This window comes from Polaribacter sp. R77954 (assembly GCF_044595335.1).
Taxonomy (GTDB): domain Bacteria; phylum Bacteroidota; class Bacteroidia; order Flavobacteriales; family Flavobacteriaceae; genus Polaribacter.
The window spans coordinates 3,037,128-3,052,301 of the sequence record NZ_CP138992.1 but is presented as its reverse complement, the minus strand read 5'-3'; the positions used below and the strand labels follow the sequence as shown (position 1 = coordinate 3,052,301).

At 30.0% G+C, this 15,174-nt stretch carries 18 protein-coding genes and 1 tRNA gene; 9 read left to right on the top strand and 10 right to left on the bottom strand.

The window, feature by feature from the left end; genetic code table 11:
• Window position 1 precedes the first annotated feature (1 nt).
• Window positions 2-436 carry a hypothetical protein gene (locus tag SJY27_RS13320; protein WP_397445356.1) on the bottom strand — a complete coding sequence of 145 codons (435 nt, stop codon included), beginning with the start codon at window positions 434-436 and terminating at the stop codon, window positions 2-4.
• Entirely contained in the window at window positions 436-942 is a 507-nt protein-coding gene (locus SJY27_RS13315) for a DUF4920 domain-containing protein (RefSeq protein ID WP_397445355.1), read from the bottom strand. The genes SJY27_RS13320 and SJY27_RS13315 overlap by 1 nt, the downstream gene beginning before the upstream one ends.
• Before the next feature lie 117 nt (window positions 943-1,059).
• Between SJY27_RS13315 and SJY27_RS13310 the strand changes: the two genes are divergently transcribed.
• From SJY27_RS13310 to SJY27_RS13285, 6 genes are all read left to right on the top strand, one after another.
• The gene (locus SJY27_RS13310) at window positions 1,060-2,115 is read left to right on the top strand and encodes a branched-chain amino acid aminotransferase (RefSeq protein WP_397445354.1); all 1,056 of its coding nucleotides are present in this window, start codon (window positions 1,060-1,062) and stop codon (window positions 2,113-2,115) included.
• Between the two features lie 277 nt (window positions 2,116-2,392).
• A complete protein-coding gene (locus SJY27_RS13305) occupies window positions 2,393-3,343 on the top strand; it encodes an MBL fold metallo-hydrolase (protein WP_397445353.1) in 951 nt (316 codons plus the stop codon).
• A 288-nt stretch (window positions 3,344-3,631) separates the two neighbouring features.
• Window positions 3,632-4,210 (top strand): hypothetical protein, encoded by a 579-nt coding sequence (locus SJY27_RS13300; protein WP_397445352.1) that lies wholly within the window; start codon window positions 3,632-3,634, stop codon window positions 4,208-4,210.
• A 25-nt stretch (window positions 4,211-4,235) separates the two neighbouring features.
• Window positions 4,236-4,613 carry a nuclear transport factor 2 family protein gene (locus tag SJY27_RS13295; RefSeq protein WP_397445351.1) on the top strand — a complete coding sequence of 126 codons (378 nt, stop codon included), beginning with the start codon at window positions 4,236-4,238 and terminating at the stop codon, window positions 4,611-4,613.
• Between the two features lie 65 nt (window positions 4,614-4,678).
• Complete coding sequence (locus tag SJY27_RS13290; protein WP_397445350.1) at window positions 4,679-5,878, top strand: lipase family alpha/beta hydrolase; 1,200 nt, start codon at window positions 4,679-4,681, stop codon at window positions 5,876-5,878.
• Between the two features lie 128 nt (window positions 5,879-6,006).
• A complete protein-coding gene (locus tag SJY27_RS13285; protein WP_397445349.1) occupies window positions 6,007-7,449 on the top strand; it encodes a DUF5106 domain-containing protein in 1,443 nt (480 codons plus the stop codon).
• A 165-nt stretch (window positions 7,450-7,614) separates the two neighbouring features.
• On the opposite strand, the gene SJY27_RS13280 is transcribed toward SJY27_RS13285, so the two are convergent.
• Window positions 7,615-8,001, bottom strand: coding sequence for a hypothetical protein (locus SJY27_RS13280; protein ID WP_397445348.1), 387 nt, complete (start codon window positions 7,999-8,001; stop codon window positions 7,615-7,617).
• A gap of 121 nt (window positions 8,002-8,122) precedes the next feature.
• Between SJY27_RS13280 and SJY27_RS13275 the strand changes: the two genes are divergently transcribed.
• Window positions 8,123-8,338: a hypothetical protein gene (locus SJY27_RS13275; protein WP_397445347.1), complete on the top strand. Its 216-nt coding sequence runs from the start codon at window positions 8,123-8,125 to the stop codon at window positions 8,336-8,338.
• Window positions 8,339-8,340: 2 nt separating this feature from the next.
• Here SJY27_RS13275 and SJY27_RS13270 read toward each other — a convergent pair whose 3' ends face one another.
• The 5 genes from SJY27_RS13270 to SJY27_RS13250 are packed head-to-tail and all read right to left on the bottom strand — an operon-like array spanning window position 8,341 to window position 12,635.
• Window positions 8,341-9,258 (bottom strand): ion channel, encoded by a 918-nt coding sequence (locus tag SJY27_RS13270; protein ID WP_397445346.1) that lies wholly within the window; start codon window positions 9,256-9,258, stop codon window positions 8,341-8,343.
• A gap of 1 nt (window position 9,259) precedes the next feature.
• Complete coding sequence (locus SJY27_RS13265) at window positions 9,260-9,961, bottom strand: DNA alkylation repair protein (protein WP_397445345.1); 702 nt, start codon at window positions 9,959-9,961, stop codon at window positions 9,260-9,262.
• A 12-nt stretch (window positions 9,962-9,973) separates the two neighbouring features.
• Window positions 9,974-10,543, bottom strand: a complete 570-nt coding sequence (locus SJY27_RS13260; protein ID WP_397445344.1) for a DNA-3-methyladenine glycosylase I — start codon at window positions 10,541-10,543, stop codon at window positions 9,974-9,976.
• Window positions 10,540-11,316: a hypothetical protein gene (locus SJY27_RS13255; RefSeq protein ID WP_397445343.1), complete on the bottom strand. Its 777-nt coding sequence runs from the start codon at window positions 11,314-11,316 to the stop codon at window positions 10,540-10,542. Before SJY27_RS13255 ends, SJY27_RS13260 begins: the two co-directional genes overlap by 4 nt.
• 5 nt (window positions 11,317-11,321) lie before the next feature.
• Window positions 11,322-12,635: a M24 family metallopeptidase gene (locus tag SJY27_RS13250; protein ID WP_397447923.1), complete on the bottom strand. Its 1,314-nt coding sequence runs from the start codon at window positions 12,633-12,635 to the stop codon at window positions 11,322-11,324.
• 224 nt (window positions 12,636-12,859) lie between these two features.
• Here SJY27_RS13250 and SJY27_RS13245 point away from each other — a divergent pair, with 224 nt between their 5' ends.
• Window positions 12,860-13,297: a DUF6146 family protein gene (locus tag SJY27_RS13245; RefSeq protein WP_397445342.1), complete on the top strand. Its 438-nt coding sequence runs from the start codon at window positions 12,860-12,862 to the stop codon at window positions 13,295-13,297.
• Here the strand turns inward: SJY27_RS13245 and SJY27_RS13240 are convergent.
• The gene (locus tag SJY27_RS13240; protein ID WP_397445341.1) at window positions 13,290-13,784 is read right to left on the bottom strand and encodes a dihydrofolate reductase; all 495 of its coding nucleotides are present in this window, start codon (window positions 13,782-13,784) and stop codon (window positions 13,290-13,292) included. The two genes, SJY27_RS13245 and SJY27_RS13240, sit on opposite strands and share 8 nt — an antisense overlap.
• 300 nt (window positions 13,785-14,084) lie before the next feature.
• On the opposite strand from SJY27_RS13240, the gene SJY27_RS13235 reads away from it, so the two are divergent.
• A complete protein-coding gene (locus tag SJY27_RS13235; RefSeq protein ID WP_397445339.1) occupies window positions 14,085-14,381 on the top strand; it encodes an isoamylase early set domain-containing protein in 297 nt (98 codons plus the stop codon).
• 590 nt (window positions 14,382-14,971) lie between these two features.
• Here SJY27_RS13235 and SJY27_RS13230 read toward each other — a convergent pair.
• A tRNA-Gln gene (locus SJY27_RS13230) sits at window positions 14,972-15,043 on the bottom strand.
• Window positions 15,044-15,174: the final 131 nt, after the last annotated feature.

Below are 15,174 nucleotides of genomic sequence, written 5' to 3'. Positions count from 1 at the left end.
ATTATTGAATTAACAGTTTTTTAATTTTCGGAATTGGCCCAATACAAGTGGTTTTATGGCAGGCAATGCAAGAGTTTATGGTGTTATTATGTGCTTTTGATAAAGCGTCTTTTTCAACTGTAAAAAGTTGCTGATAAGTATCTAAATAATACTCAGAAAGCGCATTAAAAGAGGCGTTTCTATCACTAGCATCTGTTAATTTAGCAACGTGTATTTTTTTAAATTGTTCAGTAAAATTAGTGAGTTTTTCAGTAGGTGCACCCTCTAAAATTAATCTCTTATTTTCTAAGTTTACAGCATACATTTGAAGCATTAAAGCAGCCATTTCTGACTGCTTATAAAGTTCATTAGTTGTTTGTTCTACCTCTTTAGGTTCTTTTTTTGTATTACAACTAAAAAGGGTGATGAATGCTAAAATAAAAAATACCTGTTTCATTATTTTTTCATCAAAACACCATTGGCTTCAAAAGCAAATTCCTTTTTTGGTGCTGTAATTTTTGCAATTTCTTCTGCGCTTTTACCTGCATCTTCTGCATAATGTTTCAATTCTTCTACAGGCGTTATTTGTACAAAGGCTTTACCTTCTACAATTACTTCTCTATCTTTAGAATTTAAAGGCATAAAAAAGCCATAATCTTTAAAACGAACCATGGTTTCTTCTTCACCAACAGGTAATTTCATCCAACATCCTTTTTTAGAACACACTTCATTAATCTTAGAGGCAAATTTTACATTTAGGGTATCCCCCACTTGCATAGTGTTGAATTTCTCTAGCATTTCATCAGAAGACATTGTTTTATCTGCAGTTATTATATCACCAAAAGAATCGTAATTCGAAGCAATTTTATTTACATCTTTGTCCGTAGTTTTATCTACTTTCTCTTTTTTACAGGCTGCAAATATTAAAAGTGCAACAGCACAAAATTTTACTATATTTTTCATATTCATAATTTTAAACGAAATCTTTACAAATGTAACAAAATTAACAAGAAAACAGCGATTTTGGTTACATATTGAATAAATAAATTATGTACATTTGTAGCTATAAACTCATTAAAAATGACAACAAGCATAGCTATTGAACGTGTTAAAGACTCGAAGATAACTTCAGTTGATTTTAACAATTTACCTTTTGGTAGTGTATATTCAGATCACATGTTAACTTGCGATTTTGTAAATGGCAAGTGGCAAGAACCAAAAATTGAACCTTTTGCACCTATTTCTTTAGATCCTTCTGCTAAGATTTTTCACTATGGTCAATCTATTTTTGAGGGAATGAAAGCCTATAAAGATGCTGATCAAAACATCATGCTTTTTAGACCTTTAGACAATTGTAAACGTTTAAATAAATCTGCTGCTCGTTTGGTAATTCCAGAAATTCCTGAAGATATTTTTATGGATGGATTGAAAACCTTATTGCAAGTTGATAGTGATTGGATTCCTACAAATGATGGAAGTTCTTTATACATAAGACCTTTTATGTTTGCTTCTGGAAATGGTTTTCATGCATCTCCTGCAGATGCTTATAAATTTGTAATTTGTACTGCGCCTTCTGGTGCTTATTTTGCTGGAAAGGTAAAAGTTTTGATTGAAGAAAAATACGCACGTGCTGCAAATGGTGGTGTTGGTTTTGCAAAAGCAGGTGGTAATTATGCTGCTCAATTTTACCCAACACAATTGGCTATTGATAAGGGATACAATCAAGTAATTTGGACAGATGACAATTCGCACCAATTTATTGAAGAAGCTGGTGCTATGAATATTTTTATCAGAATTAATGATACGTTAATTACAAGCCCAACAAGTGACCGTATTTTAGACGGAATTACACGTAAAAGTATTTTACAAATTGCAGAAGACCATGGCATAGAAACTGAAGTAAGAAAAATTTCTGTTGGTGAAGTTGTAGAAGCTGCTAAAAATGGTAGTTTAAAAGAAATGTTTGGAGCAGGAACTGCTGCTGTAATATCACCAATTTCTGGTTTTGGCTATCAAGATAATGATTTTGATTTGCCTGTTTTAGATCATCCTTATGCATCGCAATTAAAAAAACTAATCACTGATATTCAAACAAACAAATCCGAAGATCCTTATGGATGGCGTGTTTTTGTTTAATTTGTAAAAAACCTCAATTTTTAAAAAGCATCAATTTTTTTTGATGCTTTTTTGTTGTTTTAAATTTAGTACCTTTAAAAAGTAAAACGTTACATAATGTAAATATTGACAAACGATGATAGTGCAATTGGCTAGAAACAAGAAACAGTTGCGCATTTTGCAAAATACGTTTTGATTTTAACCAAAATAGGTAAGCCAAAAAACCTCGGACACGAAAAAATAGAGATGAAATAGCAAAAACCGATCAAAAACTTTAGCAATAATCGAATAACCCTATATGATGAAATATCTTTTTTCTCTTTTTGTTTTTCTCTTTTTTATTTCTTGTGATAAAATCAATACAACAGAAGAAAATCCTGCAAAAAAGTCGTCACAATACATCACTATTTTAGGAACTGCTCAAGATGGAGGTTACCCACACATTGGATGCCAAAAACAATGTTGTACCAATGTTTACAATGGTATTTCAAAAAGAAAAAGCGTAGTTGCTTTAGGCTTAATTGATTTACAAAAGCAACAAAAGTGGTTATTTGAAGCTACACCAGATCTGCATACGCAATTGGCTACAATTGAGAACAACCATTTAAAAACAAATTCAATTATCAATGGCGTTTTTTTAACACACGCGCATATTGGGCATTATACAGGTTTAATGTATTTTGGAAGAGAAGCTTATGGAAAAAAGAACATTCCTGTTTTTGCCATGCCAAAAATGAAGCAATTTTTGGTAAATAATGGACCTTGGAGTCAATTGATTTCTTTGGAAAACATTAAGCTAAAAAGCTTGCAAAAAGATTCTACAATAATTTTAAATAACACCTTAAAAGTAACTCCTTTTTTGGTGCCACACAGAGATGAATTTTCAGAAACTGTGGGCTATAAAATTGAAGGATCAAAAAAATCTGCACTATTTATTCCTGATATTGACAAATGGGGAAAATGGAAAAAGGACATTATTAAAGAAGTTAAAAAAGTAGATTATGCTTTCTTAGATGCCACGTTTTTAAATCAGGATGAAGTAAAAAGAGCGATGACAGAAGTTCCTCATCCATTTATACAAGAAACCATTGCTTTATTTAAAAATGAATCTTTAGCCACAAAAAATAAAGTTGTTTTTATTCATTTTAACCATACAAATCCTGCACTTCAAGAAAATAGTAGGGAACGTAAGGAAATTGAACAATTAGGATTTCGTTTTGCTAGTGAAGGTAAAAATTATGAACTTTAATGATATCAAATATGTTAAGAAAAATAGGAGTTATCGGTTTGCAGCTAGAAAGTCGTACGGCTCTTTAACCACCAGTTTTATTTTAAAGTTACGAATGATTTTTTAACCGAGGTTGAATTTTCGAAGCGTAAGTTCCGTATGCTTTTTAGGTGCTGTTATGCGCATCTTTTCATTTTATTCAGGACTAATATCCAAGAATGTTTGTAAGAAGTGTGCAAAATTCGTGTCACTCTGTTTGATTGAAAATTCTCATCTTTAAAGGGTAAGTCCAATAAATCATATTGCCCTATGACATCAGCAGCACCAAACAAATTTGTACAAAGAAAAATTGACGAAATTATAAGTCGCTATTTGTCAAGAGGCACAAGAGGTGCGGGTCGGGTTTTGGATAAAACAAAAGATCTGTTGTACGTAGTGGACGAAAGATCAGATCAAATACAAGTGATTAGTCAAATACTGGAGGCAAATCAGAAAGCATATTCGGAACACCTAAAAGTTTGCACTAATCCTGAAGGTTGTCAGACTAACGCATCACATGAAGAAGTCGAATATATACTAAGCAAAGAGCTGCGAGGACTTGGGATAAATACAAATTCAGACACTTTCACATCTGAAGAGAAATACTCTTTTGAACAGAAAATAGATCAAATAATTGCAGATTTAAAAGATGTAAAGGACGGGCAAGAGTTGATTTTCAATGAACTAGAAGAGTTAAAAAAGTGGTTTATTCTAGGTAAGAAAAATTGGAAGCAACTTCTACTAGGAAAGACTTCCGAAATGGTAGCAGCCGGTGTAATTTCCTCGTCAATATCTGACCCATTAATTGAAATGACAAAAGAACTTCCGAACTTAATCGGTGGAGGATAGCGTTTGCCTTATTGCGCATAACTTGATGATAGTTACCACATTGTCGTTAGTTGGTCAAAATAAAAAAAGCACACAACAACAAATTGAAACCACAATACAGAATTATTATGATGGTTATATTGATAGAGATATTGATAAATTAAACAACGCTTTTGATACCGAAAATGGAACAATGAAAGTGCCAATATTAAAAGATGATAAAGTTATTGGCTATAAAAATAGATACTTTAAAGAGGTTGTCCCTAAATGGGGAAATCGAAAAAAATTACCCAAAGAAACCTTAAAAAACTGTGCCTTAACCATATTAAATGTTGATATTGTTGATGATATTATTGCGAGTGCAAAAATTAGCATGAAAGTAGATCAAATTACTTATATCGATATTTTATCCTTAGAAAAATAAATGGCTCTTGGAAAATCACCAATAAAATTTATGCAGTGAGAAAGTAAGTTTTTAAAAGTTTTATGATGGATAAAGAAAATACAAACACTGCTTTACAAGGCATAACGCAACTTGTGGTAGACAGCACCATTGGTGTTACAGATGTAGTAGAAACTATGCATAAAAGGGTAGTTCATCCACCTTTTTTACCATCAACACCAATTCAACATTTAATTACCAATATTGCTGCAATTACTTATCAAAATATCAGATGGAGTTCCTTATTTATTGGTAAAAGTTTACAAATAGTGCTTCAGAAACTTGCACCTTTTATTGGAAACATGAAATCAACCAAAAAGCAACAAGTTTTAAAGTCGGTTTTAAATGGGATTGTGGGAGATTATTTAGTTGAAAAACAGAATCCTTTGGCCATAGAAATGGAATTCAAATACGACTCAAAACCAATTATTTTGAATAGCGAAAGTATTCGAGAATTGATTCCAAATGCAAATGGAAAACTACTTGTATTAATACATGGCTCTTGCATGAATGATGGTTTATGGACCAGAGAAGAGCACAATCATGGAGTTGAATTGGCAAAGGAATTCAACAAAACACTAGTGTATCTGAATTATAATAGTGGTTTACATATTTCTAAAAACGGACAACAATTTAGTAATTTACTAGATCAATTATGTGCCAATTGGCCAGTAGTTGTGCAAGAAATTACTTTTTTAGCTCATAGTATGGGTGGTTTGGTAGCCAGAAGTGCAGCATATTATGGAAAACAAAAAAACTGGACAAACTATCTGAAAAAAATGATTTTTTTGGGAACACCTCATCATGGAGCACCTTTAGAAAAAGTAGGCAATTATTTAGATGCGGTTTTAGAAAACATACCCTACACAAAACCTTTTGCACCTTTAGCAAAAATAAGAAGTGCAGGTGTAACTGATTTACGATTTGGCAATTTGATTAACGAAGATTGGCAAACAAAAAACAGATTTGAATTAGAAAAAGACCAAAGACAAAACATTCCATTACCAGAAAGTGTAGATTGTTTTTCGATAGCTGCCATTTTAAGTGATACTCAAAAATCAACATCTAAAAACATTATTGGGGATGGTTTGGTAAGTTTACCTAGTGCTTTGGGCAAGCATAAAATTACAAACAAAAACCTAAACTTTAAAGTAGAAAACACCTGGATTGCTTATGAAAACAGCCATTTGGATTTATTAAACAATCCTGAAGTGTACCAGCAAATAAAATCTTGGATACAAGATTAAATATCAAAGTTTTAAAAAATAGTTTGGTTTGTTTCTAAACTTAAAAATTATAAATTTGTTAAATTCTGATTTAAATCATTCAAGAAATATTCCATTAATTTTTCCCAGGTAATAAAATCATAGTTTCAATGAAAAAACATCTCACATTAATAATTATATCATCAATTATTCTATTTCACAACTCAACTTACACTCAAGAGACGCATCATATTGAATTTGAGCTTGAAAATTATTCTGATAAAGAAATGATTTTAACTTATTATTTTGGTAATAAAAGATATATTTCTGATACATTGAAAGCTATTCAACCTGGTAAATTTGAATCAAAAGGTAAAAGCGAACTTTCACCAGGCATGTACACCGCATATTTTCCTAGAATTGATGCTTCTTTTGATTTTTTAATTAATAAAGGCGAGCAACATTTTAAATTGACGACTAACTTGAACAGCCTCATTACTTCAATGCAAGTCCAAAATTCACCAGAGAACAGACAGTTTTTTGAATACCTAAATTTTTTATCAGAAAAACGTGCCAACCTTTCAAAAATGACTAAAGAAGTTAAGGAACTCAAAAAACTGGAAACTAATAAAATAAAAATCAACAAATTAGAAAATGAAATTCAAAAAATAAACGATAAAGTTGTAGCCTATCAAAAAGATATTATTACAAAAAATCCCAAGAGCTTTACAGCAAGGATTATCAAAATAAATTCACCTATCAATATTCCTGAAAAAATTAGAAATAATAATAACAAGGCATATTATTATTATAAAGAACATTTTTTTGACAATGTATATTTTAATGATGAACGTTTCTTGAGATCTCCTATGCTTCATCAAAAAATTGAGCAATATATCAGTTCGAAGGTAAGTGTTCAACATCCCGATTCAATAACTGTTGCAGTAGATCGAATTTTAAATTTATCAAAAGGAAATGATAAAATTTACCATTTTGTTTTATCTAAATTATTAAATAAATATGCCAAGTCAAAAATAGTTTGCATGGATGCAGTTTACGTCCATTTGGTAGATAATTATTACGCTCAAGGAAAAGCCAGTTGGATTGAAAAAGAACAACTGAACAAAATACAATTAAATGCAAATGAACTGCGCCCAATTTTATGTAATAGCATCGCACCAGAAATTAATATACAAACTGTAACCAACCGAAATAAAACAAAAAGCTTACTAAAAACGACATCTAAATATATCGTTTTATTTATGTGGAATCCTGATGCAGATTTTATTCCAAAAGTAATGCAACAAATGATAAAGTTTTATGATGAATTCAAAAGTAAAGGTGTAGAATTATTTTCAATTTGCACCAAATCTAAAAACTTAAATAAAGCAGAATTATTAGAATTCATAGATAACAATGGCATAGACCGTTGGGAAAATCTTGTTGATTGGGATAATCGTTCCAATTATAAGCAAGATTACAGGCTTTTAACCAATCTTTCAATTTTTATCCTTGATGAAAATAAAAAGATTATTTCTAAAAGAATTGGTGTTGACCAAATTACTAATTTGATGAATAACATCTTAAAAAAAGAAAATAGCGTTTCCGAATAAAAACAATATAACAACCACCTAAAAAATCTACTATTAAGTATTTTTGTTATATTGATTGTTTGTAAATCTGACTATATTTGACTTTCTACTAAAAAAACGAAATCTCATGCTTTGAAATTCATAATGCATCATATTAATGAATAAGTTAAGCTTCAAAAACTCAAACTAGCGTTCTAAAATCTCTTTAATATTTGGTTTAAAATAGTTAGGGCCTTTTAATACCTTACCATCTTCTCTATAAATCGGTTTTCCATCTTCGCCCAACTTACTCATGTTAGAACGTTGAATTTCTTGAAATACTTCTTCTATTTTATCTTGCATACCATGCTCTATAATAGTGCCACACAAAATATATAACATATCTCCTAAAGCATCTGCAACCTCTACCAAATCGTTATTTTTAGCAGCCTCTAAATACTCTTCGTTTTCTTCTTTCATCAATTCAAAACGCAATTTTTTTCTATCCTCAGAAATAGCTATGGTTGGTGTATTTTGTATATTTAATTGAAATGCGGTATGAAAAGCATGTACTGCTGCTATTTTATCTTTCATTTTTATGATTTTGAAATCGTAAAATTCTACGATTTATTCGTAATTTTGTTGTGTTAAATATATAGAAACTTAATTAGTATTTAAAGCTTCTAAAAAGGAAACCACCAAAAATATATAAAAAATGATTCAAATGATTTTTAATGCATATTTTACTACAGGCAGAATTGTTTTTATCATCTTTTTTGTATTGGCTTTTGGGTCTTTAATTGTTTGGAGTTACAGAAAAGATATTCAAAGCCATAACCGACATTACAAAAATGCTGGCAAAAAAGTATTGTTGTATGGTAGTATAATTATTGCGGTTTTTGTTGCCATTAGAATTATTTTTGGCAACTAACACTACATCTTTTCTACTTCGCTTAATTTATCATGATCTAAAACTGTAAAGCCCTCAACATCAAAATTTGATGCTGATGCATATTTTACATCTGTAATTAAATCTTCAAAATCATACGAATTGATTTGATACACTTTTTGTGAGAATGATTCTTCGTGATAATTGATTAAAATATACAAATGGGCTTCTAAATTTTTGATTTCGTTTTTAGAATATTTGTACAAAGGGCTATTTTCATCAATTTGGTGCACAATTGTCCAAATGGTTGGCAAGTACATTATTTTGCTACGCTCTAGTTTTAATTGATAAAAATTTCGTTTAAATTCCTTATTTTTTTGCTCTTCAGTTACAGATAGTGTAACCGTAATTTCAGGTTCAATCATTACTGTTTTTCGACTGTTTATTAAGCGAAACATAAGGGCTTGTCCATCTTTAAAATCTCTTAAAATTAAATTTTCACTAAATCGTATATTTGCTTTTGGTTTAGAAAAACGACCATACAACATCCCTGTAATAAAAGAAAAACTCAACAAACCAATCATGGCTTCAAAAGCGGCAATAAAATTTGCTGTAATGCCTTTTGGTGTAATTCCACCATAACCTACTGTGGTTAAGGTTTGAGCGCTGAAGAAAAATCCGTTTAAAAAATCTTGAAGAAAAGTGCCTTGAGGTTTTGTAATTTCTTCAATTCCAATAGCCACATAAAGTAAACCAAAAATGATATTTAACAACGTATACGCCAAAATGATGAACACAAAAAACTGCCACCAAGATATGTCTATAAAATAAGTGTACAAATCGTTTACATTTCGTTTTCTATTAATGTGGTTTACATTACTTGATCCATCATCATTAATAACGCTTTGTGCATTTTTTTTTGAGTTATACCCAAAACCTGGATCTTTAGATTTTCTAGCCATGTTATGCTTTTCTATATATTTTTCTTGGATAATCTGAGGTTCTTACACCTTCTTTTTGCAATTCTTTTAATGCGTTTTTTGCTATCCAAATTGCTGCTTTATTGTCTATTTTTAAAATATCATTAGCAACTTTAATTGCTTCGTTTCTCAAATCTTTATTTCTTTTTCCAATATTACGCAAAGCCCAATTCACTGCTTTTTTTACATACAATCTTTGATCTGTAGATGCTTTTACAATAATTGGAAAAAATTGATGAAACAAGGCATTTTCAGCAGTTTTATCTGCCCTACAATATGCTGCCATAATTGCAAAAGCAGCCCTTTTTTTAAACTCTTCTTCTTTATCTGACCATTCTAAAATTTTAGTCAATGCAAAATCGCTTTTAGCAAAAACAGCCATACAAAAGCTATCACAGATTTCCCAATTTTCAAAGTTCTTTACCCATTTTTCCATCAAATTTTCGGTGAGGTGTTTTGGATGAAATATTTTACTGCATAATATTCTAGCCTCATAAATTCCGCTGTCAAAAAGTTCAATTGCTAACGGACTATTTTTACTAATTTTTTTGGCTATTTCTTTTAAATCTTTATGATAAATCCCCAATGAATTGTTAGAAACAATGCCGAATTTATGTGCTTTAAAAAGCACCTTTTCTTGATTTTCTAAAGCATACAATTCTTCAATAACCTCTTGGTAAGTCACTTGTTTTTTTATTTATTTTGAAGAAGGTATTGGGTACCTAAAACAATCTGTTGTATGATTGTTTACCATACCTACTGCTTGCATATAGGCGTACATGATGGTTGATCCTGTAAATTTAAATCCTCTTTTTTTTAAATCTTTTGATAGTTGATCAGAAATAGATGATGTTGCAGGTACATCTTCTCTTTTATGATATTTATGAATAATTGGTTTTCCATCAACATAACTCCAAATAAATTTTGAAAACGATCCATATTCTTTTTGAATATCTATAAACAATTGTGCATTGGTAATTGCACTTCTTATTTTTAATTTATTTCTAATAATGCCAGCATTATGCATCAATTCATTAAACTTACTTTCTGGATATTTTGCTATTTTTTGATAATCAAAATCGTCAAAAGCCTTTCTAAAATTTTCTCGTTTATTCAAAATTGTAATCCAACTCACCCCAGCTTGAAAGGTTTCTAAAACCAAAAACTCAAATAAAGTTGCATCATCGTACACAGGTACTCCCCACTCAAAATCGTGATATTCTTGATACAATTTGCTATCAGTTACCCAAAAACAACTGTGCTTCATCTTGTTGATTTTAATTGCTGTTTTCTCATACTTTTCAGTCTTTTCCAAGCTTTTTGATGTAAAACAATATACACCACAAAACAACCAATATCTAACAAAAAGTAAAACAAACTGATACCACTTGGCGGATTGTTACTTGGTAAAAATTCGAATACTCCAAAACCTATACTTGGCCATTTCCAAGCCCCAAAAGCTGTACCACCAATTTCTAAAATCACAACCAAAACGTACATTGAAAAGAAAAACAAGCGATCTTTTGGTCTTTTCCATAAAATTAGAAACACAAAAATAGTCATTACAAAACCGAATACATCATTTAAAAACAGTAGATAAGTTGTTGAAACTATTACCATAATTACTATTAAAAAAGATTCAATTTCTTGATGATATTTTTTGACTAAGCTTGCTTTACTAAATCTGAATATTCTGGCATATAAAACACCATGACCAAAAGGCACGTATAAAGGCACATTTTCTAATCTGTAAGTATACATACCTAATACTTTAGAGAAAAAATGCTCGCCAATAAAACCTAAAATTACTGCAATAATCATTAATTCTCTTACTCGTGGATTTGCACGATACAACATGGCCACAAAAGCCAAACCCATAAGAACATTGAGCATTGTTTGCGATTTAAAAATGTGTTCATTAAAATAAACACCATCAATAAAAAGTAAAAAAACTGCTGCAATAAACAAACCAGCTTCTCTAAAAAAAATAATTAGTATTTCTTTTAGGTCTTTTTTCGGAATTTTTAAAAAGGAAAACAACGGTGTTAATTTATTTTTATAGGTTTCACTGCAATCTGTCTTTCGTTAACATATTCAAAAGTGTCATCACCAAAAAAACCAGCTTCTTCTAGCATAATTCTGATGTCTTTATTCCACTCTTTAATATAAACAGTCGTATTTAATTCAATAGCATAGGCTGTATTTTTTTGTAGAGGATAATCGCCATTAAAAGGCACTCCACCTTGAGCATCCCACATACCAATAGTAGTCCCTGCACTATGCCCATATTTTCCTAAAGGATGTGTATAAATTAATGGACGTAAACCCTCTGCTTTCCCTTTCGCCAAAGATTCTAATAGTATTTCATTTCCTGTTTTACCAGACTTCATGGTACTTGTTAAAATATCTTGTACTCTGTTACCTTTTTTAAAGGCTTCTTGTAAAAATTGAGGAACCTCTTTTTCATCATCTTTTAAAACATAAGCATGTTGTTGACAATCTGTATTTAAACCAATATAAGTGATTCCGAAATCGCAATGTAATAAATCTCCTTTCTGAATGATTTTTTTGTCTTTTCCTTTTGAAAAAGATTCAATGTGCGATTTTAACGCTTCGTTATTTCTTTGCACATCTATAGTTGGATGAAACCACGTTTCTAAACCTAAATCTGTTACTTTTTGACGCATAAACCAAACCAAATCTTCAGTAGAAGTTTCGCCTGGAATTATGGTTTTTGCTGAAAATGTTTCATCAATAATATCATGAGTTGTTTTTACTAATTTCCTGAATAATGCTAATTCCTTTTCGGTTCTGGTTTCTAACCAAGCAATGCCCAATTTTTCTGCAGATACTATTTTTGAAGATAATTCTTTAGGTAAATTTTCTACCAATTCATCATAATCTGTTTTTACCAAACCGTCTGCTAAAGCAAAGTGAGTTGAAGTATTTATTCCTATTTTCTGAGGATTTCGTTCTTTAATAATTGTTGCTAAAGCTTTCCATTGGTTAGGTTCTTTTTCTTTATCCCAAGCAGATTGTATGCTTTTGCCAATATCATACCTAGCAACAGCCAAACGCTCTAAGGTGTTTTTTTCTTTATCTCTATAAAAAACAATAATGGTTCTTCTTCTGGCATTTAACCAAGTTGCAGGCAACATAGTTTTTAAAATAGGATCTTCATTATATTCTCTAGAAATCAATAGCCACAGATCAATATCTGCTTTGTCCATTAAGGCTGGTAATAAGTTGTTAAACCGATCTTCTAAAAGTGCATCTTTTGTAATGGCCCTGTCTCGCTCTTTTAAAATTGTGTCTGTTCTTTTACCTTCTTTTGGTGAGCTACAAGAAATGATGCCCATTAATAACAATAGTGTAACTATTTTGAATTTCATTTAAAAAAATTTAAGTCTTAAAATTAGTATTAATGCATGAAAAAGTAGTATATTTTTAGAACAATTTTATATAAATGTTTGTTTACTCAATAAAAAGTGGTTTTTACTCATTATCGTTTTTTAATGAAATAGCATCCAAATACATTTGAGTAACTTTAAATAAAAACAATAATTTAATCCATTTAAATAGTATGAAACTTTTAACACGAATACTTAGCTTATTCCTCTTTACTCTTTTTTTCTGGGCTTGTGGCTCATCATCTATACTTGATAAAAAAACCACAGAAAAGGAAGCGCCTGTGGTTATTGCTAATGATAGTTTAGAATATGAGATTATTATTATTGACCCTGGTTTTACCTATTTTTTAAATGCCATTGCACAACCTGAAGGATTTTACAATCAAAACTATTTGGAAGCTAGAAATAAAGCTTGGGTTATTACTTGGAATCAGAGATTTCAAAACCCAAATAAATTTAACGATGCTATTTATGAAAATAGAATAGATTACGAACCGAATATTGATTACGGATACGAAGTAAATTACAAGTTATTTAATTACTTTTTATTCGCCCAAAAAAAATATAATATGAATTTAGGTGGAGGATTTAGAAGAAATAGAATTAATTAGCTATTTTTTTATAGCGTATAAAACTATAATCGAATTTATTTTTTCCGTCAGCAATAAAATCTTCTCTTTCTACTCTTTCCCAAACTGATTCATCAATTTCTGGAAAAAAAACATCAGCTTCAAATTCGTGATGTACTAAAGTAATATCTAAAGCATCTGCAAAATTGTTTTCGATGACGTATTTATAGATCTGAGCACCACCAATAATAAAGATTTTGTCATCGTTTTGCGCCATTTCTAAAGCCTGCTCTACACTATTTGCTATTAAACAACCTTGGTGAGTATATTTTTCATTGCGAGTAATAATAATTGTAGTTCTATTAGGCAAAGCCCTGCCAATAGATTCAAAAGTATTTCTACCCATTAATATGTGGTGACCTGTAGTAACTTTCTTGAATCTTTTTAAGTCTGCTGGTAAATGCCAAATCAAATCATTATTTAATCCTAGTGCATTATTTTTTGCAATTGCGGCTATAATTGTAACCATATTGTATTGATCATTTTAAACAAAAATAACTTAAAAGTTCATCAAACTTGACGTTTTGGGTGAATTTTCAATAAAAATAAGGATTAGCGAATACGTTTTCGAGCTAAAAACCCTGAAAATCAGCGAAAAACATGTGTATTATTTTTTGCAAAACTATAATATAGTTCTGCTTTTATTTTGAAATATCAATAATTTGCGTGTAGATTTTATTAAACTGATAATTCTTTATGGTTAATGAAAGATAATGTTTAAGATTGCAATCTTCTTTATATTTTTACAATATAATTTAATCAAATAATTATGGCAATTAAAAAACAATTTTTAAAAAGTAAACCAGTATGTAAAGTAACTTTTACTGTACCTGCTGAAGAAGCTAAAAATGTTGCAGTAGTAGGAAGCTTTAACGAATGGAATGAAGAGGCTACACCACTTAAAAAATTAAAAAATGGATCTTTTAAAGGTACTGTTGATTTAGAAACTGGAAATTCTTATGAATTCAGATATTTAATTGATGGTGCATATACCAACGAAGTAGAAGCTGATAGCCTTGCTTGGAATGATTTTGCAGGTGCTGAAAACAGCGTATTAAGTTTATAACACTGGTGAGTAAAAAAAGTAAAAAAGAGCTTTCAATTAATTTTTAAAAGCTCTTTTTTCTTTTAACCACGTCTTTTTCTAATATAGCTATACACAACATGTATAGTAAATACTAGGGGTGTAAAATACAAAAAGTACTAATTGTATTTTCAAGCACAAATTACTTAAAAAATTGAATACTGATTTGTTGCAAGTATTCTTAACAATTAAGTATCTTTTACCGTAATTTGAACAAACTTAACCTCTATATTTGGTGCAATTTCATATTGCGTAACAGCGTTTTTTTTAATATCTTATTAACGATTACAATTCCTGAATCGTTAAATTACTTGATTTAAACAAAATTATATTTTTTTGTCTCCTTTTTAAATATAAAATAATATCATCACTTATGATTATCTAATATCTTTAAAAGTTAAACTGATGATTTACAACACGTAATACTTAAAATAATTTACAATTTTTACAGAAAATTATAAATTTCATTTAACTAAAACTATTTTTTTATAAAACCCAACTCAACTACCTACACACAAACTTAGTCAAAACAAAAAAGCAACTAATAATCAAATGATTAAAAGTTGCTTTAGTTGGCCTACAAGGACTCGAACCTTGAATGTCGGTACCAAAAACCGGTGTGTTACCAATTACACCATAGGCCAATGCTTCTTAGCGGATGCAAATTTAATATATTCTTTTAATTTTGCAAACATTTTTTTATAAATTTTGTATTTAACAAACTTTTATGAGGATTTCAGTAATTAGAAAAGCACCCCTAACCCTTGTTTATTCA

Bases quoted from the DNA above. Each gene is read 5' to 3' on its own strand.
- SJY27_RS13320 (WP_397445356.1), bottom strand. From the start codon at position 436: ATGAAACAGGTATTTTTTATTTTAGCATTCATCACCCTTTTTAGTTGT.
- SJY27_RS13315 (WP_397445355.1), bottom strand. From the start codon at position 942: ATGAAAAATATAGTAAAATTTTGTGCTGTTGCACTTTTAATATTTGCA.
- SJY27_RS13310 (WP_397445354.1), top strand. From the start codon at position 1,060: ATGACAACAAGCATAGCTATTGAACGTGTTAAAGACTCGAAGATAACT.
- SJY27_RS13305 (WP_397445353.1), top strand. From the start codon at position 2,393: ATGATGAAATATCTTTTTTCTCTTTTTGTTTTTCTCTTTTTTATTTCT.
- SJY27_RS13300 (WP_397445352.1), top strand. From the start codon at position 3,632: ATGACATCAGCAGCACCAAACAAATTTGTACAAAGAAAAATTGACGAA.
- SJY27_RS13295 (WP_397445351.1), top strand. From the start codon at position 4,236: ATGATAGTTACCACATTGTCGTTAGTTGGTCAAAATAAAAAAAGCACA.
- SJY27_RS13290 (WP_397445350.1), top strand. From the start codon at position 4,679: ATGGATAAAGAAAATACAAACACTGCTTTACAAGGCATAACGCAACTT.
- SJY27_RS13285 (WP_397445349.1), top strand. From the start codon at position 6,007: ATGAAAAAACATCTCACATTAATAATTATATCATCAATTATTCTATTT.
- SJY27_RS13280 (WP_397445348.1), bottom strand. From the start codon at position 8,001: ATGAAAGATAAAATAGCAGCAGTACATGCTTTTCATACCGCATTTCAA.
- SJY27_RS13275 (WP_397445347.1), top strand. From the start codon at position 8,123: ATGATTCAAATGATTTTTAATGCATATTTTACTACAGGCAGAATTGTT.
- SJY27_RS13270 (WP_397445346.1), bottom strand. From the start codon at position 9,258: ATGGCTAGAAAATCTAAAGATCCAGGTTTTGGGTATAACTCAAAAAAA.
- SJY27_RS13260 (WP_397445344.1), bottom strand. From the start codon at position 10,543: ATGAAGCACAGTTGTTTTTGGGTAACTGATAGCAAATTGTATCAAGAA.
- SJY27_RS13250 (WP_397447923.1), bottom strand. From the start codon at position 12,635: ATGGGCATCATTTCTTGTAGCTCACCAAAAGAAGGTAAAAGAACAGAC.
- SJY27_RS13245 (WP_397445342.1), top strand. From the start codon at position 12,860: ATGAAACTTTTAACACGAATACTTAGCTTATTCCTCTTTACTCTTTTT.
- SJY27_RS13240 (WP_397445341.1), bottom strand. From the start codon at position 13,784: ATGGTTACAATTATAGCCGCAATTGCAAAAAATAATGCACTAGGATTA.
- SJY27_RS13235 (WP_397445339.1), top strand. From the start codon at position 14,085: ATGGCAATTAAAAAACAATTTTTAAAAAGTAAACCAGTATGTAAAGTA.